25 protein-coding genes are annotated in these 25,547 nt (G+C 57.3%); 11 read left to right on the top strand and 14 right to left on the bottom strand.

Features of this window, described 5'->3' with window-relative positions; all coding sequences use genetic code 11:
- Positions 1–97: 97 nt before the first annotated feature.
- The 5 genes from kdpA to Q9R35_RS09455 are packed head-to-tail and all read left to right on the top strand — an operon-like array spanning position 98 to position 8,006.
- Positions 98–1,801 (top strand): potassium-transporting ATPase subunit KdpA, encoded by a 1,704-nt coding sequence (kdpA, locus tag Q9R35_RS09475; RefSeq protein ID WP_252606284.1) that lies wholly within the window; start codon positions 98–100, stop codon positions 1,799–1,801.
- 12 nt (positions 1,802–1,813) lie between these two features.
- A complete protein-coding gene (gene kdpC, locus Q9R35_RS09470; protein ID WP_252606285.1) occupies positions 1,814–2,488 on the top strand; it encodes a potassium-transporting ATPase subunit KdpC in 675 nt (224 codons plus the stop codon).
- 14 nt (positions 2,489–2,502) lie between these two features.
- Positions 2,503–4,587, top strand: coding sequence for a potassium-transporting ATPase subunit KdpB (gene kdpB, locus Q9R35_RS09465; RefSeq protein WP_311219758.1), 2,085 nt, complete (start codon positions 2,503–2,505; stop codon positions 4,585–4,587).
- A gap of 45 nt (positions 4,588–4,632) precedes the next feature.
- A complete protein-coding gene (locus tag Q9R35_RS09460; protein WP_311219757.1) occupies positions 4,633–7,302 on the top strand; it encodes a sensor histidine kinase KdpD in 2,670 nt (889 codons plus the stop codon).
- On the top strand, positions 7,299–8,006 hold the full coding sequence (locus Q9R35_RS09455; RefSeq protein ID WP_063693144.1) for a response regulator: 708 nt from the start codon (positions 7,299–7,301) through the stop codon (positions 8,004–8,006). The genes Q9R35_RS09460 and Q9R35_RS09455 overlap by 4 nt, the downstream gene beginning before the upstream one ends.
- Positions 8,007–8,156: 150 nt before the next feature.
- Here Q9R35_RS09455 and argF read toward each other — a convergent pair whose 3' ends face one another.
- Positions 8,157–9,098 (bottom strand): ornithine carbamoyltransferase, encoded by a 942-nt coding sequence (gene argF, locus Q9R35_RS09450; RefSeq protein ID WP_021446751.1) that lies wholly within the window; start codon positions 9,096–9,098, stop codon positions 8,157–8,159.
- A gap of 252 nt (positions 9,099–9,350) precedes the next feature.
- On the opposite strand from argF, the gene Q9R35_RS09445 reads away from it, so the two are divergent.
- The gene (locus Q9R35_RS09445; protein WP_042487921.1) at positions 9,351–9,665 is read left to right on the top strand and encodes a DUF3579 domain-containing protein; all 315 of its coding nucleotides are present in this window, start codon (positions 9,351–9,353) and stop codon (positions 9,663–9,665) included.
- Positions 9,666–9,720: 55 nt separating this feature from the next.
- Here Q9R35_RS09445 and Q9R35_RS09440 read toward each other — a convergent pair whose 3' ends face one another.
- From Q9R35_RS09440 to Q9R35_RS09395, 10 genes are all read right to left on the bottom strand, one after another.
- Positions 9,721–10,662 (bottom strand): 2-hydroxyacid dehydrogenase, encoded by a 942-nt coding sequence (locus Q9R35_RS09440; protein WP_199265645.1) that lies wholly within the window; start codon positions 10,660–10,662, stop codon positions 9,721–9,723.
- A gap of 157 nt (positions 10,663–10,819) precedes the next feature.
- Positions 10,820–11,083: a 30S ribosomal protein S20 gene (gene rpsT, locus Q9R35_RS09435; protein WP_009455654.1), complete on the bottom strand. Its 264-nt coding sequence runs from the start codon at positions 11,081–11,083 to the stop codon at positions 10,820–10,822.
- Between the two features lie 56 nt (positions 11,084–11,139).
- Positions 11,140–12,693, bottom strand: a complete 1,554-nt coding sequence (gene murJ / locus Q9R35_RS09430) for a murein biosynthesis integral membrane protein MurJ (RefSeq protein ID WP_311219756.1) — start codon at positions 12,691–12,693, stop codon at positions 11,140–11,142.
- Between the two features lie 18 nt (positions 12,694–12,711).
- The gene (locus Q9R35_RS09425) at positions 12,712–13,476 is read right to left on the bottom strand and encodes a 3-hydroxyacyl-CoA dehydrogenase (protein WP_311219755.1); all 765 of its coding nucleotides are present in this window, start codon (positions 13,474–13,476) and stop codon (positions 12,712–12,714) included.
- Between the two features lie 63 nt (positions 13,477–13,539).
- On the bottom strand, positions 13,540–14,196 hold the full coding sequence (gene adk, locus Q9R35_RS09420) for an adenylate kinase (RefSeq protein WP_026482905.1): 657 nt from the start codon (positions 14,194–14,196) through the stop codon (positions 13,540–13,542).
- A gap of 102 nt (positions 14,197–14,298) precedes the next feature.
- Positions 14,299–15,063: a 3-deoxy-manno-octulosonate cytidylyltransferase gene (gene kdsB / locus Q9R35_RS09415; protein ID WP_311219754.1), complete on the bottom strand. Its 765-nt coding sequence runs from the start codon at positions 15,061–15,063 to the stop codon at positions 14,299–14,301.
- Between the two features lies 1 nt (position 15,064).
- Positions 15,065–15,250, bottom strand: coding sequence for a Trm112 family protein (locus Q9R35_RS09410; protein WP_042487903.1), 186 nt, complete (start codon positions 15,248–15,250; stop codon positions 15,065–15,067).
- Positions 15,250–16,329, bottom strand: coding sequence for a tetraacyldisaccharide 4'-kinase (gene lpxK, locus Q9R35_RS09405; protein ID WP_311219753.1), 1,080 nt, complete (start codon positions 16,327–16,329; stop codon positions 15,250–15,252). Before lpxK ends, Q9R35_RS09410 begins: the two co-directional genes overlap by 1 nt.
- Positions 16,326–16,730 (bottom strand): biopolymer transporter ExbD, encoded by a 405-nt coding sequence (locus Q9R35_RS09400; RefSeq protein ID WP_042487898.1) that lies wholly within the window; start codon positions 16,728–16,730, stop codon positions 16,326–16,328. The genes lpxK and Q9R35_RS09400 overlap by 4 nt, the downstream gene beginning before the upstream one ends.
- Positions 16,730–17,335 (bottom strand): MotA/TolQ/ExbB proton channel family protein, encoded by a 606-nt coding sequence (locus tag Q9R35_RS09395; RefSeq protein ID WP_042487894.1) that lies wholly within the window; start codon positions 17,333–17,335, stop codon positions 16,730–16,732. Before Q9R35_RS09395 ends, Q9R35_RS09400 begins: the two co-directional genes overlap by 1 nt.
- A 426-nt stretch (positions 17,336–17,761) precedes the next feature.
- Between Q9R35_RS09395 and xseA the strand changes: the two genes are divergently transcribed.
- Entirely contained in the window at positions 17,762–19,108 is a 1,347-nt protein-coding gene (gene xseA, locus Q9R35_RS09390) for an exodeoxyribonuclease VII large subunit (protein WP_063693136.1), read from the top strand.
- A gap of 54 nt (positions 19,109–19,162) precedes the next feature.
- The gene (gene sodB, locus Q9R35_RS09385) at positions 19,163–19,741 is read left to right on the top strand and encodes a superoxide dismutase [Fe] (protein WP_009455685.1); all 579 of its coding nucleotides are present in this window, start codon (positions 19,163–19,165) and stop codon (positions 19,739–19,741) included.
- A 137-nt stretch (positions 19,742–19,878) separates the two neighbouring features.
- On the opposite strand, the gene bfr is transcribed toward sodB, so the two are convergent.
- Positions 19,879–20,343: a bacterioferritin gene (gene bfr / locus Q9R35_RS09380; protein WP_042487888.1), complete on the bottom strand. Its 465-nt coding sequence runs from the start codon at positions 20,341–20,343 to the stop codon at positions 19,879–19,881.
- A 330-nt stretch (positions 20,344–20,673) separates the two neighbouring features.
- Between bfr and pcaF the strand changes: the two genes are divergently transcribed.
- The gene (gene pcaF / locus Q9R35_RS09375; protein ID WP_042487885.1) at positions 20,674–21,879 is read left to right on the top strand and encodes a 3-oxoadipyl-CoA thiolase; all 1,206 of its coding nucleotides are present in this window, start codon (positions 20,674–20,676) and stop codon (positions 21,877–21,879) included.
- Here the strand turns inward: pcaF and Q9R35_RS09370 are convergent, their stop codons facing one another.
- Complete coding sequence (locus tag Q9R35_RS09370; RefSeq protein WP_052363017.1) at positions 21,880–22,350, bottom strand: DUF192 domain-containing protein; 471 nt, start codon at positions 22,348–22,350, stop codon at positions 21,880–21,882.
- A gap of 46 nt (positions 22,351–22,396) precedes the next feature.
- Complete coding sequence (locus tag Q9R35_RS09365; RefSeq protein WP_003801483.1) at positions 22,397–22,642, bottom strand: cold-shock protein; 246 nt, start codon at positions 22,640–22,642, stop codon at positions 22,397–22,399.
- A 165-nt stretch (positions 22,643–22,807) separates the two neighbouring features.
- Between Q9R35_RS09365 and clpS the strand changes: the two genes are divergently transcribed.
- Complete coding sequence (gene clpS, locus Q9R35_RS09360) at positions 22,808–23,131, top strand: ATP-dependent Clp protease adapter ClpS (RefSeq protein WP_026482895.1); 324 nt, start codon at positions 22,808–22,810, stop codon at positions 23,129–23,131.
- Between the two features lie 93 nt (positions 23,132–23,224).
- Positions 23,225–25,546, top strand: coding sequence for an ATP-dependent Clp protease ATP-binding subunit ClpA (gene clpA / locus Q9R35_RS09355; RefSeq protein WP_063693134.1), 2,322 nt, complete (start codon positions 23,225–23,227; stop codon positions 25,544–25,546).
- The last annotated feature ends 1 nt before the right edge of the window (position 25,547 follow it).

Below are 25,547 nucleotides of genomic sequence, written 5' to 3'. Positions count from 1 at the left end.
ATATGAGTGATTTTCTATTTTTAGCGATTCTGTTCGCATTCTTTGCGATGGCGACCGGATTTGTTCTTGGTCTTGAGAAGCTGTAAGAGGAGTTGTCATGCTGGACGATCTGATGCAGTTTCTAGTTATTCTGGCCGTCTCTACGGTCTTGTTAGTGGTGGTGGGTAAATGGATTGCCCATTTTTTCAGTAGCCCCAATCACAGCCTGATCGAACGTGGCACGTATCGGCTGCTGGGCGTGAATCCTGAAGAGAAAATGTCCTGGAAGCGATATGGTCTGGCGCTCTTGTTGAGCAATGCCGCCATGTTGCTTCTGGGATATATTCTTTTGCGGGTGCAAGGCTGGATTCCTGGGGATAGCTTGCAGCGTGCCGCGCAAACGCCCGACCTGGCCTTCAATACGGCCGTGTCCTTTGCAACCAATACCAATTGGCAGGCGTATTCGGGCGAATCCAGCCTGTCCAATTTTTCCCAAATGGCGGCCATCACTTTTTTGATGATGATCAGTGCCACCACGGGTTTGGCGGCGGCTGGTGGCTTCATCCGTGGTTTAAGCCGTAAAAGTTCGGCTGATATTGGTAATTACTGGGTGGACTTCACCCGCTCTTTATATCGCCTGCTCTTGCCGTGCAGTTTCTTGCTGGCTTTGCTGTATATCTGGCAGGGCATGCCGCAGACACTGAACTCTGATGTCGTGGTCAACACACTGGAAGGGCTCAAGCAGCAGATTATCCTGGGCCCGGTGGCCAGCCTTGAAAGCATCAAGCATGTAGGAACCAATGGGGGCGGTTTCTTTGGCATGAATGCGGCCCATCCTTTTGAAAATCCCACGCCGCTGACTAATACCGTGCATATGCTCAGCATGTTGCTGGTGCCCTCGGCCTTGACCTATGCCTTTGGCTCGATGCTGGCTCGTCGTCGCCAGGGCTGGGCCTTCTTTACAGCCTTCTTGGTGATGTTCATCGGCTTTCTGTCTCTGATTTATAGCGCCGAGCAGGCAGGCAATCCTTTGCTGACGTCCCTGGGTGTGGACCAGGCCCAAAGCAGCACGATGGGCGGTGGCAATCTGGAGGGCAAGGAACTGCGCTTCGGTGTGGCGCAAAGCAGCTTGTTTGCCACCGTGACCACGGCTGCGACTACCGGCTCGGTCGATGCCATGCACTCTTCGCTGACGCCTTTGGGTGGCCTGGTGCCGATTGCCCAAATGATGCTGAACAACGTGTTTGGCGGGATAGGCGTGGGCTTTATCAGCCTGGTCAGCTACGCCATTCTGACGGTGTTTCTGGTGGGCATGATGATAGGGCGCAGCCCGGAGTTCTTGGGCAAGAAGATCGAGGCGCGGGAGATGAAGTATGTGATGCTGGCCATGCTGGCGCATGCCTTCAGCATTCTGGGCTTTACGGCCTTGGCCAGCGTGCTGCCATCCACCATGGACAGTCTGTCCAATATGGGGCCGCATGGTTTCAGCGAAGTTCTGTACGCCTATACCTCGGGTACGGCGAATAACGGTTCCGCCTTTGCAGGTTTCAACGCGAACACCCCTTTCTTCAATACAACGATTGGGCTGGCCATGTTGGTGGGGCGGTATCTGACCCTGCTGCCCCTGCTGGCTCTGGCCGGTGTGCTGGCTGCCAAGAAAGCGGTTCCTGCCGGACCAGGCACCTTGTCGACGGCCACCCCCTTGTTCACCGGCCTGTTGATTTTCGTGGTTCTGGTGGTGGGCGGGCTGACTTTCCTGCCTGCACTGGCGCTGGGCCCAATTGTGGAGCACCTGTTGATGCTCGATGGCATTACTTTTTGAGGATTGACTGTCATGTCTACCCATCAATTTATGGTTTCGACACCGGCTGCACCGACGATGAAAAGCTTCTTGCGTCCCGTGCTGCTGTCTGCCTTGTTTTTTATGCTGTTGACGGGCATTGCCTACCCGTTGGCCACGACCTTTATCGGCACCGCCCTGTTCCCGGAGCAGGCAAAGGGCAGCCTGATTCTGCGTGACGGCCAGCTCGTGGGTTCACGCCAGATTGGTCAGTACTTCAGTCAGCCCGAGTATTTCCAAGGGCGTCCCAGCGCGACGTTGGGAGCCGATCCGGCTGACCCTTCCAAGAGCATTGCGCAGCCCTATAACGCGGCGGCCAGTGGTGCCAGCAATCAGGGGGTATTAAGCAAAAGTTTGCTGGAGGCTGTGGCAGAACGCAGCAAGGCATATCGCCTGATGAACGGTTTGGCAGAGGATGCTCCCGTGCCTGTAGATGCTGTCACAGCGTCGGCATCGGGTTTGGACCCGCATATTTCGGTGGCCAACGCCCGTTTGCAGGCCGCCCGTATCGCCAAAGTGCGTGGTATGCCGCTGGCTCAGGTCCAGGTCCTGATTGATCGCTATACCAGTGCTCGTCAATTCGGGGTGCTGGGCGAGCCACGCGTGCAGGTCTTGGAGCTTAATCTGGCGCTGGACATGGCCAAGCGTGCCCAGCCCGCAGTGCGTTAGGAGCAGGTGTCATTATGTCTATTACTGATCTGAAAGCCCCGCAAGAAGCCGAGCGTTCGACGGCATTTCAGGCCGTGCCCTGGGGCAGGGTGTGCAAGGAAGCCTTCAAGAAATTGTCGCCTCGGGTGCAGTTCAAGAACCCGGTGATGTGTGTGGTGTATCTGGGCAGTATCGTCACCAGCTTGCTGGGCGTGCAGGCCTTGATGGGGCAGGGTGAGGCCCTCGCTGGATTTATCTGGTCTATTGCAGCCTGGCTGTGGTTTACGGTCCTGTTTGCCAATGCGGCCGAAGCCGTGGCAGAAGGCCGTGGTAAAGCTCAGGCTGATGCGCTGCGTTCTACGCGCAAGCGGGTCATGGCCAAGGTTCTGAAAGGCCCCGCCCGTGATAGCCGCGCCTGGCCTGTCCCCAGCGACGAACTGCTGCCCGGTGCCTATGTGCTGGTTGAAGCGGGCCAGATTATTCCGGCTGATGGCGAAGTGCTGCAGGGGGCAGCGTCGGTAGACGAGTCCGCCATTACGGGTGAATCGGCGCCGGTTATCCGGGAGTCGGGGGGCGACTTTTGTTCCGTTACGGGGGGAACCCGCGTTCTGTCTGACTGGATCGTGATGCGGGTCACCGCCAAACCGGGTGAGGCTTTTCTGGATCGCATGATTGCGATGGTGGAGGGCGCCAAGCGCGGCAAGACGCCAAACGAGATTGCCTTGAATATCTTGCTGGTTGCCTTGACGCTGATCTTTCTGCTGGTGTGCGTGACCTTGCTGCCTTTCTCCAGCTTTGCAACGGTGCTGACCGGCCAAGGTTCGCCCGTCACGATTACCGCCTTGATTGCTCTGTTGGTGTGTCTGATTCCGACTACCATCGGTGCCTTGCTGTCGGCGGTAGGTGTCGCCGGGATGAGTCGCATGATGAAAGCCAATGTGCTGGCCAGCTCGGGCCGCGCTATCGAGGCGGCGGGAGACGTGGATGTTCTGCTACTGGACAAGACAGGCACCATTACGCTGGGTAATCGGGAGGCCTCGGCCTTTTTGCCCGCGCCGCAAGTATCGGAACAGGCCTTGGCAGACGCGGCTCAATTGGCATCGTTGGCGGACGAGACCCCCGAAGGACGCTCCATTGTGGTGCTGGCCAAGCAGCTTTTCAATTTGCGTGGTCGTGAATTGCAAGGTGCGCAGACCATTGCCTTTAGCGCCCATACACGCATGAGCGGCATTGATATCGAGGGTCGTCAGATCCGTAAAGGGGCGGCGAACACCATGCGTTCGCATATTGAGTCCCTGGGTGGCGTGTTTCCCCACGAATTGGATGCCTTGGTCAATGAGGTTGCCCGGCGGGGCAGCACACCGCTGGTCGTCACCGAAGGCAATAAGGTGCTGGGCGTCGTGGAGCTTAAGGATATTGTCAAAGGCGGTATCAAGGAGCGCTTTGCCGAGCTGCGAGCCATGGGCATCAAGACGGTCATGATTACCGGGGACAACAAGCTGACCGCCGCTGCCATTGCAGCGGAAGCCGGGGTGGATGACTATCTGGCCGAAGCCACGCCCGAGGATAAACTGCAATTGATTCGGCGCTATCAGGACGAAGGTCGCCTGGTTGCCATGACCGGGGACGGTACGAACGACGCGCCTGCTCTGGCGCAGGCCGATGTGGCCGTGGCCATGAACAGCGGTACCCAGGCGGCCAAAGAGGCCGGCAATATGGTGGATCTGGACAGCAACCCCACCAAGCTCTTGCGCGTGGTGGAAGTGGGCAAGCAGATGATCATGACGCGCGGTGCCTTGACCACCTTCAGCATCGCGAATGATTTGGCCAAGTATTTTGCGATTATTCCGGCGGCTTTTGTGGTCACCTATCCCGCTCTGGGGGCCTTGAATGTGATGCAGCTGCATAGTCCGGCTACCGCGATCTTGTCTGCGGTCATTTTCAATGCACTGATCATCATCGCCTTGATCCCCTTGGCCTTGCGTGGGGTGAAATATCGGGCTGAACCGGCCAGCCGCCTGCTGAAACGCAATTTGCTGATCTACGGTTTGGGCGGGCTGATCGCGCCTTTTATAGGCATCAAACTGATTGATTTGCTGCTGACGCCCTTGTTTGGATAAGAGCGTAAGATCAATAGCAATTTTTTGGATGGAGTGCACAGATCCATGTCACTTGAGGATAGGCCGGACCCCGACGAGCTGTTGCAGGTGATCGGTGACGACCCGCATCAGCCTCGCCGCGGGCAGCTCAAGATTTTCTTCGGCGCTTGTGCGGGCGTAGGGAAAACCTACGCCATGCTCAAGGAGGCGCATCAGCGTCAGTCCGAGGGCGTGTCCGTAGCGATCGGGGTTGTGGAAACCCACGGCCGCGAGGAAACCCAGGCCTTGATCGACGGTTTGCCCGTGCTGGCACGCAAGGAGTACCAGCGGCAGGGACGGGTGGTGACGGAGTTTGATCTGGATGCTGCTCTGGCCTCGGGCTATCAACTGTTGCTGGTGGACGAGCTGGCGCACTCCAATATCGAGGGCAGTCGCCACGCCAAGCGCTGGCAGGATGTGGAGGAGCTGCTGGATGCGGGTATTGATGTGTATACCGCGCTGAACGTGCAGCATCTGGACAGTCTGAATGAGGTGGTGGGTGGCATTGTCGGGGTACGGGTTCGGGAAACCGTACCAGATCGGATTTTTGATCGTGCGGCAGATGTCTTGCTGGTGGATCTACCTCCCGATGATTTGTTGTCTCGGCTGAATGCGGGCAAGGTGTATCTGGCGGACTCGGTGGCCCATGCCCGTCAGAACTTCTTTCGTCGCGGCAATCTGATCGCCTTGCGTGAGCTGGCGTTGCGCCGGGTGGCGGATCGGGTTAATGCGGATGTGCATGTGTACCGTATCTCCCATGCGATACGCACAGTTTGGCCGACACGCGAGCTGCTGATGGTGTGCGTCAGTGCGGATAGTGCCCAGGAAGCCCTGATTCGGGAGGGCGCGCGTTTGGCCCAGCAATTGCAGACGCCCTGGATTGTGCTGCACGTGGATACGCCGCAGGAAAGCGGGCAGATCAAGGCGCAGGAAGCACTGGTACGTTTGGCGGCCAGTGCCCAACATGCTGGGGCCGAGTTTGCCAATATTGCGGGGCAGGATGTGGCGCATACGATTCTGGCCTACGCCCGTCAGCGCAATGCCACCAAGCTGATTTTAGGTAACTCCTCAGCGCGATCTATCTGGCCCTGGCGTACCAGCTTGTCCGAGCGCCTGGCACGCAGCAATCCTGAAATCGGCTTGCTGCTGGTGCGCATGGATACGGTGCAGCGGCCTATACGGCCTTTGGAACTGGAACAGCCCATGGCGCAGGGCAAGGCCTTATCAATTGCGTTCATTATTTGCGTTGTGACCACCTTGCTGGCCGAGAAGCTCTTGCCCTTTTTCGAGCTCTCCAACGTGATCATGCTGTTCCTGATTACCGTGGTTTTTATTGCTCTGCGCTTGGGACGGCTGGCCGGGGTGTGGGCGTCTTTGCTGTCCGTGGCCTTTTTCGATTTCTTCTTTGTCGAGCCCCGCTATTCTTTTTCGGTGACGGATACCCAATATGTATTTACCTTCGGCGTCATGCTGGGGGTGGCGCTGATTATTGGTCAGTTGGCTGCCAAATTGCAGGCCGAAGCCAGGGCTGCTCGTGATGGTGAACGACGCGCGGCGGCGCTGACCCGAGTCAGTCGGGACTTGGCAGGCGCCTTGGCCCTGGAACAAGTCCTGGCGGTCTGCCGCGATACGCTGGAACCCTTGTTCGAGATGCAGGTGGTGCTGGTGGTGCCGGATCAACAAAACCAGTTGGTGGCGACCCGCCATACCGGCTTTGTAGAGCTATCGGTGGCGCAATGGGTGTTTGATCATATGGAAGCTGCCGGTAACGGCACCGAGACTCTGAGTGGTGCCAGTGCCTTGTATCTGCCCTTGAAAGGCCCCATGGCCCCGCGTGGGGTTCTGGTGGTGCAGTCAGGCGGAGCCGCGTCGTTGAGGACTCCGGATGGACGGCGTTTGCTGGATGCTTGTTGCTTTACCTTGGCCCAGGCATTGGAGCGGATTCATTATGTGGAAATCGCCCAGGATACGGTGCTGCGCATGGAAGGGGAGAAGATGCGCAATACGCTGCTGTCGGCCGTTTCGCACGATTTACGTACACCTCTGACCGTGATTCGAGGTCTGGCGGAAACGCTGGAGCAGCCCAAAGGTTTGAGCGAAACCGAGCGCACGGATATTGCCCGTTCCATCCGTATTGAGTCGGATGAGCTGCGCCGCCAGGTCTCCAACCTGCTGGACCTGGCGCGGATGCAGAATGAAGGTGTGAAGCTGCATAAGGAGTGGCATGCTCTGGGCGAGATTGTGGGGATTGCTGTTGCACGCTGTGCTGCTGCTTTGCAGCCCCGCAAGGTGGTGACCGAGTTTGCAGCGGATCTGCCTTTGGTCGAGGTGGATGGTGTCATGTTGGAACGGGTGGTGACGAATCTGCTGGATAATGCCGCCAAATACACGTCTGCCACCAGCACGATTTCCTTGCGCGGTCTGTGTTCCGGCCAGTCCATGTATTTATTGATCAGTGATGATGGCCCCGGTTTGCCGCCGGGCGACCCCGAGCGCTTGTTTGATACTTTTACGCGGGGGCAGAAAGAGTCCTCGGTTGCGGGCGTGGGCTTGGGCTTGGGACTATGCCGCACGATTATTGCCGCGCATGGTGGTACGATCAGCGCCAAGCCGCGTTTGCCTCATGGGGTGATCTTTGAGATTCGCCTGCCCTGGAAACCGGCTCCCCGTATGGATGGTGACGAGCTACTGACATGAACAAAGCCCAGATACTGATCGTGGAGGACGAATCCAATATTCGTCGTTTCGTGCGAATTGCCTTGGAGCAGGAAGGCATGTCCGTGATCGAGGCCAGCACCTTGGCGCAGGCGCGCATGGATGCGGCGACCCGCCGTCCTGATTTGATGATTGTGGACTTGGGCTTGCCCGATGGTGATGGCAAGGACTTGATCCGCGATTTGCGCAGCTGGGTGTATTCGCCCATTCTGGTGCTGTCGGCGCGTGAACGAGAGGAAGAAAAAGTAGCGGCCTTAAATGCCGGGGCGGACGATTATCTGGTCAAGCCCTTTGGCGTGCCGGAACTGCTGGCCCGCATACGAGCCTTGTTACGACGCTCCCAACTGGTCCCGAATGTTCAGGCGGCTTCTTCGAGGGTTCGCTTTGGGGGTGTGCAGGTGGACTTGGCCTCCCATGAGGTCACGCGGGATGGGGAGGCTGTGCATTTGACGCCCATCGAGTTTCGTTTGCTGACGGCCTTGATTCGGGGGCATGGCAAGGTGCTGACCCATCAACACTTGCTGCATGAAACCTGGGGCGCAGCGTATTCCGACCGGCCTCATTACCTGCGGGTGTACATGATGCAACTGCGTCAAAAGCTGGAAGAAGATGCGGCTCAACCCAAATATCTGCTGACAGAGTTGCAGGTTGGCTATCGCTTGGCGGGTTTGGAGGTGGAAGAATAGGTGGGAAGTCCAGTCTTCCTGTATTCAGGTGGTCTTCAAGCACTTATTGGCTGACTGCTCAGCGGCTTGTCTATGCCGCTGCTGTATTAAAAAAGGGATGCCAAGCATCCCTTTTTCATTAATAGGCAGTCTGCCCCTGGGTAAAAGCGCTTAGGCTTCCAAGCGACCCAGAATCAGGAACTCCATCAATGCTTTCTGTACGTGCAAGCGGTTCTCGGCTTCGTCCCAGACCACGCTTTGTGGGCCGTCGATGACTTCGCCGGTCACTTCCTCGCCACGGTGAGCGGGCAGGCAGTGCATGAAGATGGCTTCAGGGTCAGCCACATCCATCATTTCCTGATCCACACACCAGTCAGCAAAGGCTTTGCGACGCTCTTCGTTCTCGTCTTCGTAACCCATGCTGGTCCACACGTCAGTGGTGACCAGGTGTGCGCCCTTGCAGGCTTCCAATGGGTCGTCGAATTCACGCAGAATGCTGGAATCCGGGTTGCCGGTGCGATCCGACTCCAGGTGGTAGCCGTTAGGAGCCGACACATGCAGGGTGAAGCCCAGGATTTCTGCCGCTTGCAGCCAGGTGTAGGCCATATTGTTGGCGTCACCAATCCAGGCCACGGTCTTGCCTTTGATATCGCCACGGTGTTCGATAAAGGTAAAGATGTCGGCCAGAATCTGGCAAGGGTGAAATTCGTTGGTCAGGCCATTGATGACCGGCACACGCGAGTGGGAGGCAAAACGCTCCAGACGGGTTTGCTCGAAGGTACGAATCATGACGATATCGACCATGCGCGAAACCACGCGGGCGGTATCCTCAATAGGTTCGGAGCGACCCAGCTGCGAGTCGGTGGTGGTCAGGTGAATGACCGAGCCGCCCAACTGATACATACCGGCTTCAAACGAAACACGGGTACGGGTACTGGCTTTTTCAAAAACCATCGCCAGGGTGCGGTCGTGCAATGTGTGGTGCGGCTGATAGCGTTTGAACTTGTCTTTGATCAGGCGTGCGCGTTCCAGCACATATAAAATTTCGTCGTGAGAAAAGTCGCGAAATTGCAGAAAGTGCCGAAGCGGTCCTGCTTGCACGATGGCATCCATAAAAAAATCCTGCGGATAAAGAAAGCCATCTTAACCTGTCCGGCTATTTAGAGCAAAGCCGGCCAGAGACAGACAGGGGAAAACCGTTTGGTTTCGGAATAAAACGAGGGGGCAATGTAATGATCAGCAATAAATTGTCAAGCGGCTAATTTATTGATTCCCAGGCTTTGGGTGGCCGCGATCGGATACAATGCGTGGCGAGAAAGGAAAAGGTGCAGCATACCTGAACTGCACGATTAGCGATTAATTGTTATGACAGAGCCAGTGAAGCAACTTGTAATCCATGGTGTGACCCGGCAGGATCAGCGCTTTCGTCCCAGTGACTGGGCAGAACGCTTGGCCGGTGTAATGTCCCAGTTTCGTCCGGCAGGGGCGATGGGTGGTCATCTGACTTATTCGCCCTATGTGGTGCCGCGATTGATTGACGGCGTGCGTTGTGTGGTGGTGGATGCGCGCCTGCGAGAGCTTGAACCTTTGGCCTGGAAATTCGTCTGTGGCTTTGCCGATGATAATAATTTGAAGATTAGCGGCATTGATCCCGACAATATGGACCCTGTCGATTCCTGATTCAGACTGCGAATCCAGGAAGTCGCCACCGCTGAAACGGTAGGCGACTTGTTTTTTATACGGCCAGTGGCGTCAGCACTTTGCCGGTTTTCTGATACTGCATTACATTTTCCAGCGCCAGAGAGAGCATGGCTTCGCGTGTCTCATGTGTCGCGCTGGCGGTGTGCGGTGCCAGAACCACCTGGTCCAGGTCACGCAAGCCCTGGGGGACCTGGGGTTCATTCTCGAATACATCCAGCCCGGCAGCACCCAGTCGTCCTTCCTGCAAGGCGGCAATCAGTGCGCTTTCATCGACCACACTGCCGCGGGCAATATTGACCAGAATTCCTTTGGAGCCCAGGGCATTCAGCACGTCGATATTGATCAGCCCGCGCGTTTCGTCGCCACCGACGGCTGCAATCACCATGATGTCTGCCCAATGGGCCAGCTCGATCAGGGAAGGTTCGTAATGCCAGGGCACATCGTGACGTGGGCGGCGGTTGTGATAGCGCAGATCCATATCAAAGCCGCTGGCTCGGCGGGCAATGGTCTGGCCAATGCGGCCCAGGCCCACAATTCCCAGCTTCTTGCCGCTGACGCGGGTACCCAGACCGAAACCGTTGGGTCGATCCCATAAACCGGCGCGTACATAACGGTCGGATTCAGTGACGCGGCGGGCAGCGTCCAGCATCAGGGCCCAGGCCATATCGGCCACGCAGTCGTTCAGGACATCAGGGGTGGTACTGACCTGGATGCCGCGTTGCTTAGCGGCCTGTACGTCGATGGAGTCGTAGCCTACCCCGACGCTGCAAATCGCTTTTAAAGCGGGCAGGCGGTCCATCAAGGAGGAGGGGGTAGCGGTGACAGCGCTGGTCAGTAATATCTGTACGCGCTCGATCTGCTCGGCAGAGAGCTGGTTCAGGTTCTGAAATTCAATGCGCTCGAAGTGACGGTCGATTTCGTCAAAAGAAGGGTGCTGGGCCAAAGATACCAGTTGCAGCACGATGGGACGTGTCATGGGGACTCGCTGATGAAATAGCAAATCCATAACTTAGCATGATTGGCCTGCGTGTTCAGGCAATGGTTTTGTGGCTAATAAAAAAGGGGTGCTAGGCACCCCTTTTCTAACTGGTTTTTAGGCCAGAGCCGATTAAACCATTAAAAATCTTCAGCAATCAGGCCAGGGCCTTGATAGCAGCAGACAGGCGGCTCTTGTGGCGGGCAGCCTTGTTCTTGTGAATGATGTTCTTGTCGGCAACGCGATCAATGATGCTGGTCGCTTTGCGGAAAACTTCGTTAGCAGCGGTTTTGTCACCGGCTTCGATAGCCTGGCGAACGCGCTTGATAGCGGTACGCAGCATGGAACGGATGCTGGCGTTGTGTTTGTTGCGAGCCACTGCTTGGCGGGCGCGCTTGCGTGCTTGTGCGGAATTAGCCATTTTTAATAAAGCCTAAGTTTTAAAGTTTAATCGGCAAAGACAATTATTCTAGGATACTAAGCCCGCTTTGTAAAGTAAGAGGGGCGAATGCCTACGATAAACAACATGCCGAAATAGGAAATGCCGCTGGCAAGCAACACGCCGCCCAGATACAGCACACGCAGCAGGGGCGTGGCTCCCAGGCTGATCCAGTCGATATAACGGTTAGCCAGCAGGAGGACGGCGGCCAGAGCGGCCAGAGCGGGAATAATCTTCAGGAAGAAACGTAACCAGTCATGATTGGGCTGGTAAATCCCGCGCTTGCGCAGCATGACCAGCAAGGTCAGCGCATTGACGGTGGCACCCAGGCCAATCGACAAGGCCAGCCCGGCGTGGGCAAAGGTGGGCACCAGCACCAGATTGAATAGCTGGGTAATGATCAGGACGGCAATGGCGATGCGTACGGGAGTGCGGATATCCTGGCGGGCGTAAAAGCCGGGGGCCAGAATCTTGATGGCCAGCAGGCCAACCAGGCCAACCGAATATGCCCCCACTGCCAGCTTGGTCTGGGCAACGTCAGCAGCGGCAAACGCACCATAGTGGAACAGTGTGGCGACCAGGCCGTCGGACAGCAAGGCCATGCCCAGGGCGGCCGGCAGGCCCAGCAACAAGACCAGACGCAGGCCCCAGTCCAGCAAACCACTGTAGTTCTTGTCGTCCTTGCCTGCATGGGCGGCCGACAGCTTGGGCAGCAAAACTGTGCCTAGTGCCACACCCAGCAGGGCGGTGGGGAATTCCATCAGGCGGTCGGCAAAGGACAGCCAGGTCACGCTGCCGGACTGCAGCCACGTGGCGATATTGGTATTGATCAGCAGGGAAATCTGCGCAACAGAAACGCCCAGAATGGCGGGCAGCATCTGTTTGAGAATGCGTTGCACGGTGGGGTCGCGGCGCGCTTCCCCCAGCCGTAATGAGAATCGTGGCAACAGGCCCAGGCGGGCCAGTGCAACCCATTGCACCAGCAACTGGGCCAGCCCCCCCACCATTACCCCAACGGCCAGGGCATAAATGGGCGTTTCCATGTGCTGGGCCAGAAACAGGCTGGCGCCAATCATGGACAGATTCAGCAGGATGGGCGTGAAGGCCGGAACCGCAAAGCGGCTCCAGGTGTTGAGTACCGCAGAGGCAAAAGCTACCAGCGACATGCAGATGATGTAGGGGAACATCATGCGCGTCATGGTGATGGCGGCGCCAAATTCGGTTTGTCGCTCGGGGGCGGTCAGGCCGCTGGCCATGGCACTGACCACCCAGGGGGCCGCAACAATGCCAATGGCAGTGACCAGCATGACGGCAAAGGTCAGCAGCAGGGCAACGCGGTCCAGCAATTGCTGAACCTTGTCCTGCTCGTGTTCCTTGCGCACCTGCCCCAGGATGGGTACAAAGGCTTGTGAAAACGCACCCTCTGCAAACAGGCGTCGCAGCAGGTTGGGAATGCGAAAGGCCACCCAGAAAGCGTCGGTGAGCGGGCCCGCCCCAAAGGCGCGGGCAATCAGAATATCGCGTGCCAGTCCGGTGATACGAGACAGCAGCGTCAGGCCACTAATGGTGGCCGCCGAGCGAAACAAACCCATTGGAGCCGATACAGAAAGTTATTTTGGTGCCATACGGATGGCGCCATCCAGACGGATGGTTTCGCCATTGAGCATTTCATTATTGATGATGCTTTGCACCAGTTGGGAGAAATCTTCAGGGCGACCCAGGCGCGATGGGAAAGGAATGCTGGCTGCCAGGGAGTCCTGAACTTCCTGAGGCATGGCAAACATCATGGGGGTGCCGAAGATGCCGGGGGCAATCGTCATGACACGAATGCCGGTCTGCGCCAGATCGCGGGCCAGAGGCAGGGTCAAACCCACCACACCGGCTTTGGACGCACCGTATGCCGCTTGGCCAATCTGGCCGTCGTAGGCAGCGACCGAAGCCGTATTGATCAGCACGCCACGCTCGCCCGAAGCTTCGGAGGTATTGCTGCTCATGGCAGCGGCGGCCAGACGACACATGTTGAAGGTGCCGACCAGGTTGATCATGACGGTTTTCTGGAACAGGTCCAGCGTGTGGGGACCATTGCGTCCTACGGTGCGCGAGGCAGGGGCCACGCCGGCACAGTTGATCAGTCCGAACAGGGGGCGGGCGCTGTCCTGGCAAGCCAGATCCACCACGGCCTGGGCATCTTGCTCGGAAGTCACATCACAGCGCTGATAGTGTTGGCCCAGCTCCTTGGCCAGAGCCTCGCCGGCCTCGTCCTGAATGTCGGCGATCACCACGCGGGCGCCATTTTCAACCAGCATACGTACGGTGCCTGCGCCCAGACCCGATGCGCCGCCCGTGACAATAAAAGTCTTGTTATTGATTTGCATGAGCTTGTCTCCCTTGAATAATAAACAACCGGCCCTTTTGGGGCCGGCTGAATCTTGACTTACTTAGCTTGCCAGGGCGTCCACAATGCGCTGGCGGATCTCATCGACGCTGCCCACGCCGGAAATCTTGCGATAGGCCGGAGCTTGCGGGTCGCCGGTGGCTGACCATTGCGAGTAGTAATCGACCAGAGGGCGGGTCTGCTCGCGATAGACAGACAAGCGGTGGCGTACGGTTTCCTCGCGGTCATCGTCGCGCTGGAGCAAGGGTTCGCCTGTTACGTCGTCCACACCGGGGGTTTTGGGTGGATTGAAGGTGACGTGGTAGCTACGACCGCTGGCTGCGTGGATACGGCGGCCGCTCATGCGTTCGATGATGCTCTCTTCCGGTACGTCGATTTCGATCACGAAGTCCAGTTTGACCTGGGCATCCTTCAAGGCATCGGCCTGGGGAATCGTGCGTGGGAAACCGTCGAACAGGTAGCCGGGCTCACAGTCTGCTTCTTTCAGACGGTCGCGAACCAGGCCGATGATGATGTCATCGGAGACCAGGCCACCGGCGTCCATGATTTTTTTGGCTTCTACACCCAGCGGGGATTGGGCTTTGACAGCGGCACGCAACATATCGCCCGTGGAAATTTGTGGAATACCAAATTTCTCGGTAATGAAAGCAGCTTGAGTGCCTTTGCCGGCACCAGGGGGCCCGAGCAGTATGAGTCGCATGAATTCCTCCAGGAAATGCGTCGATCCGATTCTCGCTTCAGTATGATGCGTTGCAGCATATTTAGCGCATTTTTTATTCGGATAGAGCAGAAAAAAGATCTTTTATAACCGATTTGCGAAGTGAGCGCGTACTCTTTCCAGGTCTTGTTCGGTGTCTACCCCCGCTGCAGGAATCTCCTGGAGGCGGTGAACCATAATCTGGAAGCCGTTTTCCATGGCTCGCAGCTGCTCCAGAGATTCGAAGTGCTCCAGCGGCCCGCGCGGTAGCTGGGCGTACTGCTGCAGGAAGCGATTTCGGTAGGCATAAAGGCCAATATGGTGCAATGCGGGAAGCCCGTCGGCCAGTACCCGTTCGCCACTGGCCAGCGCGTCGCGGGCCCAGGGCATGGGGGCGCGGGAAAAGTACAGGGCGCGGCCTTGCAGGTCGCACACCACTTTCACGGCATTGGGATTGAACAGCGTCTCGGCGTTCTTGATGGGCGCGGCCAGCGTGGCAATATCCGCCTGTTCGCTGCGGGCCAGCAGTTCGGCGGCCGCATTGATGTGCTCGGGCTGAATCAGCGGCTCGTCCCCTTGCACATTGACCACGATCTCGTCCTCGGACAGCTCCAGCAGGCGGGCGGCCTGGGCCAGGCGATCCGTGCCGGTCGGGTGCTCGGCGTCGGTCAGCAGGGCGTTGAAGCCGCTTGCCTGGACGGCTTCTAGCACTTGAGGCGAGTCCGTCGCCACCCAAACCTGACGCGCTCCGCTCAGTGCTGCTTGCTGGGCACAGCGCACGATCATGGGTTGGCCAGCAATGTCAGCCAGCGGTTTGTTGGGCAGACGGGTGGAACCCAGGCGCGCAGGGATGATGACGGAAAAAGTCATATCAGTTGCTGGCGGGTTCCTGCGCATCCAGTTGACGCGCTTCGTTGATCAGCATGGTGGGGATGCCGTCCACAACAGGGAAGGCCAGCTTGTCAGCTTTGCAAACCAGTTCCTGCTGTTCGCGGTCGTGGCGCAGAGGGCCTTTGCACAAAGGGCAGACCAGCACTTCGAGTAGGCGAGTTTCCATTATTGAACTCCGGATAAAGAGGGTGGGGTTAAGCGCCGCTTGCGCAACAGGCTGTCCAGTTCAGCAATCCAGTCCGGGCGTGAGAACTCGGGTTGGACATCGACAACCCACAGTCGTGAGTCGTTCAGGTGCTGGCATTTTACGGCGTCTTTACGGGTAATGAGTACCAGCCCGTCATGCAGGGCTTGAAAGTCCTGGGCTTGCAAGGCGGCATGGTCGGGCAGGGGGAAAGTCTGACTCAGATGCAGACCACAAGCGCGCAGCATCGTGAAAAAACGGGCAGGCTGGCCAATGGCGGCCAAGGCTTGCAGTTCCTGTTGACCGTATTCCTGCTGCCAGTCCAACCAGCTCAGGCGGCGGCCCGAGCTCAGGTGTTCCAGCTGATACGGGCGCAGGCTCATGGTCAGGGCGCGGCCGGCTTCAGCGGGCTGAGGAGTGAAAGGAGGCGCCTGGTCGGCCACCACCTGGCTGATCAGCCAGTCCACCGTACGCAGGCGTTCGGGGCCTTCACGCAGTGGGCCGGCCGGTAGCAGCAGGCCGTTTCCTACGCCACGTGCATCCTGCACCACGACTTCCATATCACGCTGCAAGGCCAGGTGTTGAAGGCCATCATCTGAAATAATCAGGTCGACGGCCGGGAAATCCTTGAGCAAAGCCTGGGCAGCCAGGGCACGACGAGGGTGAACAGCGATGGGAGCCTGGGTTTGGGCGGCAATCAGAGCGGGTTCATCGCCAAACTGTTCGGCGGCTAATTGACCCTGGCCCACACGCGGGTTGGGGCCGATCTCCACACCATAACCACGGCTGACAATACCGGGCGTCCAACCCAAAGCACGCAATTGCTCGGTCAGAGCCAGGACAACGGGAGTCTTGCCTGCGCCACCGACGATGATATTGCCCACCACAATCACCGGCACCGGGCTGCGGTAGGATGCACCGGGATCTTGCTCGTAGCGTTGCTGCTTGCGTCGTACGAAGATTGCCGCCAGCGCTGAAAGAGGACGCATCACAAGACTGAACCAGCCTTTTTTCTGCCACTGCTGGTGCAGCCAATCAGTCAGGCGGACGCGCACACTCATGGGGCCTGGGTCGCAAAGTGAATGCGATGGATGCCCACCTGACGGGCGGCTTCCATGGCCTGGACCACTGCAAAGTGGGGCGCCTGGGCATCAGCCAGAATCAGCAGGCTGCTGTTCTCGTCGGTTTTTTCCGTCGACAGAGCTTGGCTAAGGGGAGAACCACTGCTGGCATCCAGCCACATGCCGTTCAGGGCATAGCGCCCGTCCTGGCTGATAGCCAGTAGCAGTTCAGTGGTCTGGGCGGCCTGGGCCTGAGCTTGGGGCAAGGAAACATCCAGCTGGCGATAGCGCACGAAGGTGCTGCTGGCAGCCAGAAAAATCAGCACCACCAGCAAGACGTCAATCAAGGGCACCAGATTCAGTTCCAGCGTGTCCTGGTCTTGGGCTCGACGAAAGCGCATCAGGCAGCCCTCTGTGCCAACAGGCGATCCAGGGCACCAGCTTCTGTTTCCAGGCAGTGCAGCAGGTAGTCGGCACGGCTGCGAAAGTAGCGGTGAAAGATCATGGCCGGGACGGCAATCAGAATCCCCAGGGCAGTGTTGTACAGGGCAACGGAAATGCCACGGGCAATCAGGCTGGGGTCACCACCGGCAGGGTCGTAAGCGGCAAAAATGTCGATCATGCCAATAACCGTACCAAACAGGCCCAGCAAAGGGGCGATCACGGCAATGGTGCCCAGTGCCGGAATGTACTTGTTCAATTGGTAGCTAATGTCCTTGCCTTCCGCCTCGACCGCGGACTCACGCAAGGCGGAAGCCAGATGACGATTTTTCAGTACGGTGGCTAATACTCGACCCAGGGGGGAGTTGTCGTACAGGCGGGGCAGGGAGTCGTCCTGGATACGGTTCTGGGCTGTCAGCTCGCTGATCTGGCGTGCCAGTCCAGCCGGTAGAATTCGTTTGCTGCGCAGGGCCAGAAGGCGCTCCAGGATTAAACCCAGGGCAAGAATGGAGCAGGCCAGCAGGAACCAGACAGGCCAGCCAGCGGCATGGATCAAAGTAAGCACGAGTCTATTATCCGGTCACGAAATAAATCAGCGCTTATTGTAGAGCCCCTGCCTGCATTGCGGGAATGTTCCGGCGCGGGCGCGGTACACTTCAGGGTCTTTTACACGCAGAGTGACGCCAAACCCCTGATGTATTTGAAGTAATAAGTGTAGTGCTAAAACTATCCACAAAAACTGTGGATAATTCTGTGTATAAAACATCCCATAGTGGCTCGGGTGGTGGTTTAGAGGTTCTCTGGCTAATTTTCGACCATCTTTGTGTTTTTACAAATAGTGTTTAATTTCAATGGCTTACCTGTTTTCGATAAAGTATTGCATCAGGTGTTCCACGGAAGCCATTGTCTTGGCGTCTATTTGACAAAAGCATGACAGTTGTGGATACGGAGCGGTGGAAAACTAGCTCGTGGCGAGTCAAAAACAAAGAATATGATGCATTATCAAGAATCTAGAGCACCTGCGGTATGGACCGTGGCACAGTTGAACCGCCGTGTCAGTCAATTGCTGGACGAGCACATGCCGGTGGTTTGGGTTAGTGGCGAAGTATCCAACTTTACCCAGGCTGCTTCCGGGCATTGGTACTTCTCCATCAAGGACGACAAGGCGGCCGTTCGTGCCGTGATGTTCCGGGGGCGTGCCCAGGCCGTGGGCTTCGTGCCGCGGGCGGGCGAGCGCTTCGAGTTTCGCTGTTCGGTGACCTTGTACGAAGCACGCGGGGACTTTCAGGTTCAGGTCGAGGGCATGCGTCGCGCCGGGTTGGGGGATTTGCATGAAGCGTTTCTGCGATTAAAGGGGCAACTGCAAAGCGAAGGTTTGTTCGAGCCGGAACGCAAGCGCCCAATCGCAAGCTTGCCGCGCAGTGTAGGCATCATCACTTCCTTGGCGGCCGCTGCTTTGCGAGATGTGCTGACTGCGATGGAGCGTCGCGCTCCGCATGTGCGCATTATTATTTATCCCGCTCCAGTTCAAGGTGCCGAAGCGCCACCGCGATTGCGACAAGCATTGGAAACCGCGATTGAGCGGGCCGAGGTCGATACGCTCTTGCTGGTACGCGGGGGCGGCAGTCTGGAGGATCTCTGGGCTTTCAACGATGAGGGTCTGGCACGTCTGATCGCCTCCAGTCCTATCCCTATTATTAGTGGGGTGGGGCACGAGACCGATTTCACCATTGCCGATTTCGTGGCCGACTTGCGTGCACCCACGCCAACCGCCGCGGCCGAACTGGCCTGTCTTGGGCGCGATCAGTTGCTGGAGCAGGTGTTTGCGCGCATGGGGGCTTTGAGCCACGGCGTGCAGCGCCATCTGGACCGCGCATCCTTGCGCCTGGATCGGGCGGTGGCCAAGCTGGTTTCTCCGCATCAACGACTGGCCCAGCAGCAGCAACGCCTGGATCATCTGACGCAAAGATTGCAGCGTGTGGCCCGCAGCGTCCCCGATACCGCCGCTTTGCGCCTGACTACGTTAAGGGCTCGTTTGGAGCGCAGCATTCCGCAGCTGGCGTCAAGACAGCAAAATCTGAATATGCTTTTCCAGCGGCTGGAAAAAGGTCTGGATCACGCGCTGGTTTTGCGCCGCCAACGCCTGGCTGCGGCCCAGCAAACGCTGCAAGCCCTGTCCCCGCGCCTTATCATTAATCGTGGATATGCCATAGTCAGGGATAGCGAGGGGAAAGTTGTAAAAAATGCGTTAGACTTAAAGATTGGTGAACGACTCGATGTCGAGTTGAGTCGCGGTCATGTGTCGGTGGATGTGGTGCGCACGCACGATCTACTCTAGGCTGCGTCGTCCTTGTTGGATACCAAACACGGTTTTTTTTTAGAAGGAATTGAAATGGCATTCACTCTTCCAGCTCTTCCATACGAACTCAACGCCCTTGAGCCACACATCTCCAAAGAAACTTTGGAGTTTCACTACGGTAAACACCACCAGGCTTACGTCACCAACCTGAACAACCTGGTTGCTGGCACCGAATTTGAAAATGCTTCCCTGGAAGACGTGGTCAAGAAATCCTCCGGTGGCGTGTTCAACAACGCTGCTCAGGTTTGGAACCACACTTTCTACTGGAACAGCCTGTCCCCTAACGGCGGTGGCGCTCCTACCGGCAAAGTGGCTGATGCCATCAACGCCAAATGGGGTAGTTTCGATGCGTTCAAAGAAGCCTTCACCAAGTCTGCCGTTGGCAACTTCGGTTCGGGCTGGACCTGGTTGGTCAAAAAGGCCGACGGTTCCCTGGATATCGTCAACACCAGCAACGCTGGCACGACGCTGACTTCCGATGACGTCGCTCTGATCACCTGTGATGTGTGGGAACACGCCTACTACATCGACTACCGCAACGCCCGTCCCAAGTACCTGGAAATTTTCTGGAACCTGGTGAACTGGGACTTTGCTGCCAAGAACCTGGGTTAATCACCCAAGTTGAGGGTAGCGCTCATTGGAGTCCTACCCGGCATAAAAAAACCGCCATGCATATGCTGGCGGTTTTTTTGTGTTTGCAGCGCGGTAGCCTGTCGGATTTGCGCTGCAATGCGTTTTGCCCGAAGGCCTTACATTTGGGATTGCTGGTAGTTTTCCAGGCCCACTTTCTCGATCAGGCCTAATTGTTTTTCCAGCCAGTAGGTGTGGTCTTCTTCCGTGTCGCGCAACTGGGCCAGAATAATGTCACGGGTGACAAAATCGCTGGCGGATTCGGCCAGTTCTATGCCTTTTTGCAAGGCAGCGCGAACTTCATATTCCAGCTCCAGATCCTTGCGCAACATGCCGACCACGTCCTTGCCGGGCTCAAACGCATTGGGGCGCATATCAGGAATGCCATCGAGCATCAGGATACGACGTATCAGGGCGTCAGCGTGTTGGGTTTCTTCTTCCATTTCGTGGTTCATGCGCTCGTAAAGCTGCGTGAAACCCAGATGCTCGTAAAAGCGGGAATGGATAAAGTACTGGTCGCGCGCTGCGAGTTCGCCACGCAGCAACTGATTCAGATAGTCGAGGACTTCGGGATTGCCTTGCATGATGATGAGCCTGTAAGGGATGTCAACGTTGGCAGTATGCCATGGGGGCGCTTGGCGTGGGGCTTGCCCCCGATAAGACAGGGTGGATGCAGGCGGGTGTGGGGCACTACTATTAGCTGTGGTTTGTTTTTCTTTATTTGCTCTTGGTATCTGCATTTAATGAGCAATAGATCGCTTTGGACACGAAACATGAAAGCGACCGCGTAGCGGACAGCCCTTGGCGTGGGTAAATGAGCTTCTGTGCTCAAGCGCTACTATCAAAATAGTAGATTTCGAGCGCTCTTCATAGTGCTCTCGCGCGATTTTATTCAAGTTATCAGGGTGAATTTCATGAGTCAGGACGCCTTTATTTGTGACGCAATTCGTACGCCATTCGGACGTTATGGTGGTTCGCTGTCCGCTGTGAGGGCGGATGACCTGGGTGCGGTGCCTATTGCCGCGCTGATGAAGCGCAATCCCCAAATCGATTGGAGCAAGCTGGATGATGTGATGTACGGCTGCGCCAACCAGGCGGGGGAAGACAACCGTAACGTGGCACGTATGTCTGCGCTGCTGGCCGGTTTGCCCGTGGACGTGCCCGGTGTAACCTTGAACCGCCTGTGCGGTTCTGGCCTGGACGCGATTGGTTCGGCCGCTCGCGCGATTCGCGCCGGCGATGCCTCCTTCATCCTGGCCGGTGGTGTGGAAAGCATGAGCCGCGCTCCCTTTGTCATGGGTAAGGCTGAAACGGCTTTCTCGCGCAGCGCGGGCATTTACGACACCACGATTGGCTGGCGCTTCATCAACAAGGCCATGAAAGAGCAGTACGGTGTCGACTCCATGCCCGAAACAGCTGAAAACGTAGCTCAGCAGTTCAATGTGTCCCGCGAAGACCAGGACGTGTTTGCCCTGAACAGCCAGTTGCGTGCTGCTGCTGCCCAGGAAGCCGGCATTCTGGCTGAAGAAATCACCCCCGTGATCATTCCCCAGCGCAAGGGCGATCCCATTGTGGTGGACAAGGACGAGCATCCACGTGCCACGACCCTGGAATCCCTGACTCGTCTGAAACCTGTCGTGCGTGCCGATGGCACGGTGACGGCCGGTAATGCTTCTGGCGTGAACGACGGTGCTTGCGCGCTGCTGGTCGCCAACAAGGCAACCGTAGAAGCTCAGGGTCTGACTCCACGCGCTCGTGTGGTGGCCATGGCCTTTGCTGGTGTGGAACCGCGCATCATGGGTATTGGCCCGGCACCTGCCAGCCAGAAAGTCCTGGCCTTGGCCGGTCTGACGCTGGATCAAATGGATGTGATCGAGCTGAACGAAGCTTTCGCCGCTCAAGGTCTGGCAGTGACTCGTATGCTGGGTCTGGCTGACAATGATCCGCGCGTGAACCCGAACGGGGGCGCGATTGCTCTGGGGCACCCCCTGGGTGCCAGCGGTGCGCGTCTGGCGATTGCGGCCATTAACCAATTGCATCGCACAGGCGGACGCTACGCCCTGTGCACCATGTGTATTGGTGTCGGCCAGGGCGTGGCCTTGATTCTCGAGCGCGTCTAACTAAGGTTGCAGGGCGGGCAGGCCGGTGATTTTCTCGCCGGCCTTTTTGTCTGCTTGCTTGAACCAGCCTTGTTCCATCTCCAGGGCATAGCGCACAGGTCGCACCGGGCAGTGGGATTGAAGATCAAAGGGCTGCATGGCCTCGATATTGGTAATCGTGCCTTCATCGGTAATAAAGGCGATATCCAGCGGCAAGGGCGTATTCTTCATCCAGAAGCAAGGCATTCCGGTTTGCTCGAATACGAATAACATGCCGTGATCGGGGGCCAGGCTTTCTCGATGCATCAAGCCTTGAGCACGAGTCTCGTCGCGATCGGCCACTTCAGCCTGGATTTTTTTGGAACCCAGGGTCAGTGTCAGGGTGGGAAGAGTCTCATCTGCCTGAGCCGGGGCGCTAATACAAAGCGCTGCCAGAAGACAGGCAAAAAAAACAGGGCGCGCAGGCCCCGTAGTCGTAGTGCGATACTGCATGTGTGTTGCGAACCTGCTTTTGTTAGAATCGAGAGCGCAAGAGATCTTAAGGCGAAGTAATATTAAGTGCCTGCTTGCCTTTAGGGCCTTGGGCGACTTCATACAGAACTTTCTGGCCTTCTTTCAAAGTCTTGAACCCGTTCATCTGAATGGATGAAAAATGAGCGAAGAGATCTTCGCCGCCGTTATCGGGTGTAATAAACCCAAAGCCTTTGGCGTCATTGAACCACTTAACGGTCCCGGATAGTTTTTGATTGTCTCCAGTGCCTGCGGTGGTGGTAGTTTCCGACATGCTTGCTGCCTCTCAACTTAGTGTATGGTTGATACTTTTTTCGGCCCCTCCCTGGGCCTGTGATCGCGGCACCCCACTTTTTATTGTGAAGTTGACACGATCAGTCGGATGATGCTGAATTTTGTTCCCCCCAGTCAACCTATGGAAAGCACCTAGTTCTGTATTATGGCCATTGAGATCGATAAGCAAGGCGCCACAACGGTAGAGCGCCAATCCGCGCGGCTTGCCCCACCACCCATGTATCAGGTCATCTTGCTCAACGATGACTACACACCCATGGAATTTGTGGTGAATATACTGGAGCGGGTGTTTGCCAAAACACCCGAGCAGGCCGAACAGCTTATGCTTAAAGTACATTACGAGGGTCGGGCTGTCTGTGGTGTGTATCCCCGCGACATCGCGGCCACCAAGGTGGAAATTGTGCGACAACTGGCGCAGTCGCGACAGCACCCTTTACAGTGCGTGATGGAGCCGGTGCCTGATGCTTGACCATTTAATGGTTTACCGTATTGTTCAGATCAGGCAAATTAGTCATAGAATAGCCTTAACCCCTAGTTTTACTCTTGCCGTGTAGGAGGAAGCATGATCTCCGAAGAACTTGAAGTCAGTCTACACATGGCCTTTGTCGAGGCTCGTGCCGCGCGCCATGAATTCATCACGGTAGAGCATCTGCTGTTGTCCCTGCTCGATAACGCCTCCACTCTGGAGGTGTTGAAAGCATGTGCTGCCGATATTGATGCACTGCGCCAGAATCTGCGTAAATTCATTAACGAAAATACGCCCACATTCCCTGGCGAAGGCGAGGTCGATACCCAGCCCACCTTAGGTTTTCAGCGTGTGATACAACGTGCCATCATGCACGTATCGTCCAGCAACTCCGGTAAAAATGTGGTTTCCGGCGCCAACGTGCTGGTGGCGATGTACGGGGAAAAAGACTCGCATGCAGTGTATTACCTGCAGCAACAAGGCGTCTCGCGCCTGGATGTGGTCAATTTCCTCTCGCACGGTATCACCAAGGCCAATCCGGAACCCGCTGCTCCCGAGCCTCCCAAGGCTGCCGCAGCGGCGGAAGCGGATACCCGCTCGGACGCCCAGAAATCTCCGCTGGATCTATACGCTACCGACCTGAATACCGAAGCCAGCCTGGGTCGTATTGACCCCTTGATTGGCCGTGAAAAGGAGGTGGAGCGCGTCATCCAGGTTCTGTGCCGCCGCCGCAAGAACAATCCCTTGCTGGTGGGCGAGGCCGGCGTGGGTAAGACCGCGATTGCCGAAGGCCTGGCCCTGCGCATCCAGCGTGGCGACGTGCCGGACATTCTTGGTGAAGCGCGCGTCTACGCACTGGATATGGGGGCCTTGCTGGCCGGTACCAAGTATCGGGGCGACTTCGAGCAGCGCCTGAAAGCGGTGCTCAAGCAGCTCAAGGAAACAGCACAGTCCATTTTGTTTATCGACGAAATCCACACGCTGATCGGCGCCGGTTCGGCGTCGGGCGGCACGCTGGATGCGTCCAACTTGCTCAAGCCTGCGCTGTCCTCCGGTCAGCTCAAGTGTCTGGGTGCGACCACTTACTCGGAATACCGCGGAATTTTCGAAAAAGACCACGCCCTGTCGCGTCGTTTCCAGAAAATTGATGTAGCCGAGCCTACGGTGGAGCAGACCATCCAGATTCTGCGTGGTTTGAAGTCCAATTTTGAAGAGCACCACGGCGTGCGTTACTCGGCAGCTGCCCTGACGGCGGCGGCGGAGTTGTCGGCCCGTTACATCAACGACCGCTTCCTGCCTGACAAGGCCATCGACGTCATCGACGAGGCCGGTGCAGCGCAGCGCTTGCTGCCACGCTCCAAGCAGAAAAAGGTTATCGGCAAGGCCGACATTCAGGCCACGGTGTCGCGTATTGCGCGCATTCCGCCCCAGACAGTCTCCAGCGACGATCGCAATAAGTTGGCAACCTTGGCACGCGATCTGAAATCGGTGGTGTTTGGTCAGGATGTGGCAATTGACGCCCTGGCAGCGGCCATCAAGATGGCGCGCTCCGGTCTGGGTCTGCCCGACAAGCCTATCGGCTCCTTCCTGTTCTCCGGCCCGACCGGCGTGGGTAAAACCGAAGTGGCGCGTCAACTGGCCTTTGTGCTGGGTGTAGAGCTGCTGCGCTTTGATATGTCCGAGTACATGGAGCGTCACACCGTGTCGCGCCTGATCGGTGCGCCTCCGGGCTATGTGGGCTTTGACCAGGGCGGTTTGCTGACTGAAGCCGTGACCAAACAGCCGCACTGCGTGCTGCTGCTGGACGAGATCGAGAAAGCGCATCCGGACGTCTACAACATTCTGCTGCAGGTGATGGATCACGGCACGCTGACGGATAACAATGGCCGCAAGGCAGATTTCCGCAACGTCATCCTGATCATGACCACCAACGCCGGTGCCGAAGCGCTGAACAAGACCAGCATTGGCTTTACCCAGCCCCAGCGCTCGGGTGATGAAATGCAGGACATCAAGCGTCACTTCTCGCCAGAGTTCCGCAACCGTCTGGACGCGATTATTGGCTTCAAGCCTTTGTCGCGCGACATCATCCTGCGCGTGGTGGACAAGTTCCTGATGCAGCTGGAGAACCAGTTGCACGAGAAGCGCGTTGAAGTGTCCTTCTCGGACGCCTTGCGCGAGCATCTGGCGGCCAAGGGCTTCGATCCCGCCATGGGTGCCCGCCCAATGCACAGGCTTATTCAGGACACCATTCGCCGTGCTCTGGCCGACGAGCTGCTGTTTGGTCGTCTGGTCGATGGTGGCCAGGTCGAGGTCGATCTGGACGAGAACGGCGAGGTGGTACTGGAATATCCTTCTTCAGGACCGGATGAGCCCGGCAGCAAGGCTTCTTCGCGTCCCGAGCCGGAACTAGTCGACTAAG

This window comes from Alcaligenes sp. AB3 (assembly GCF_031844565.1).
Lineage (GTDB): Bacteria > Pseudomonadota > Gammaproteobacteria > Burkholderiales > Burkholderiaceae_B > Alcaligenes > Alcaligenes faecalis.
The sequence above is the reverse complement of the archived record's forward strand: the minus strand, read 5'-3'. Positions and strand labels throughout refer to the sequence as shown.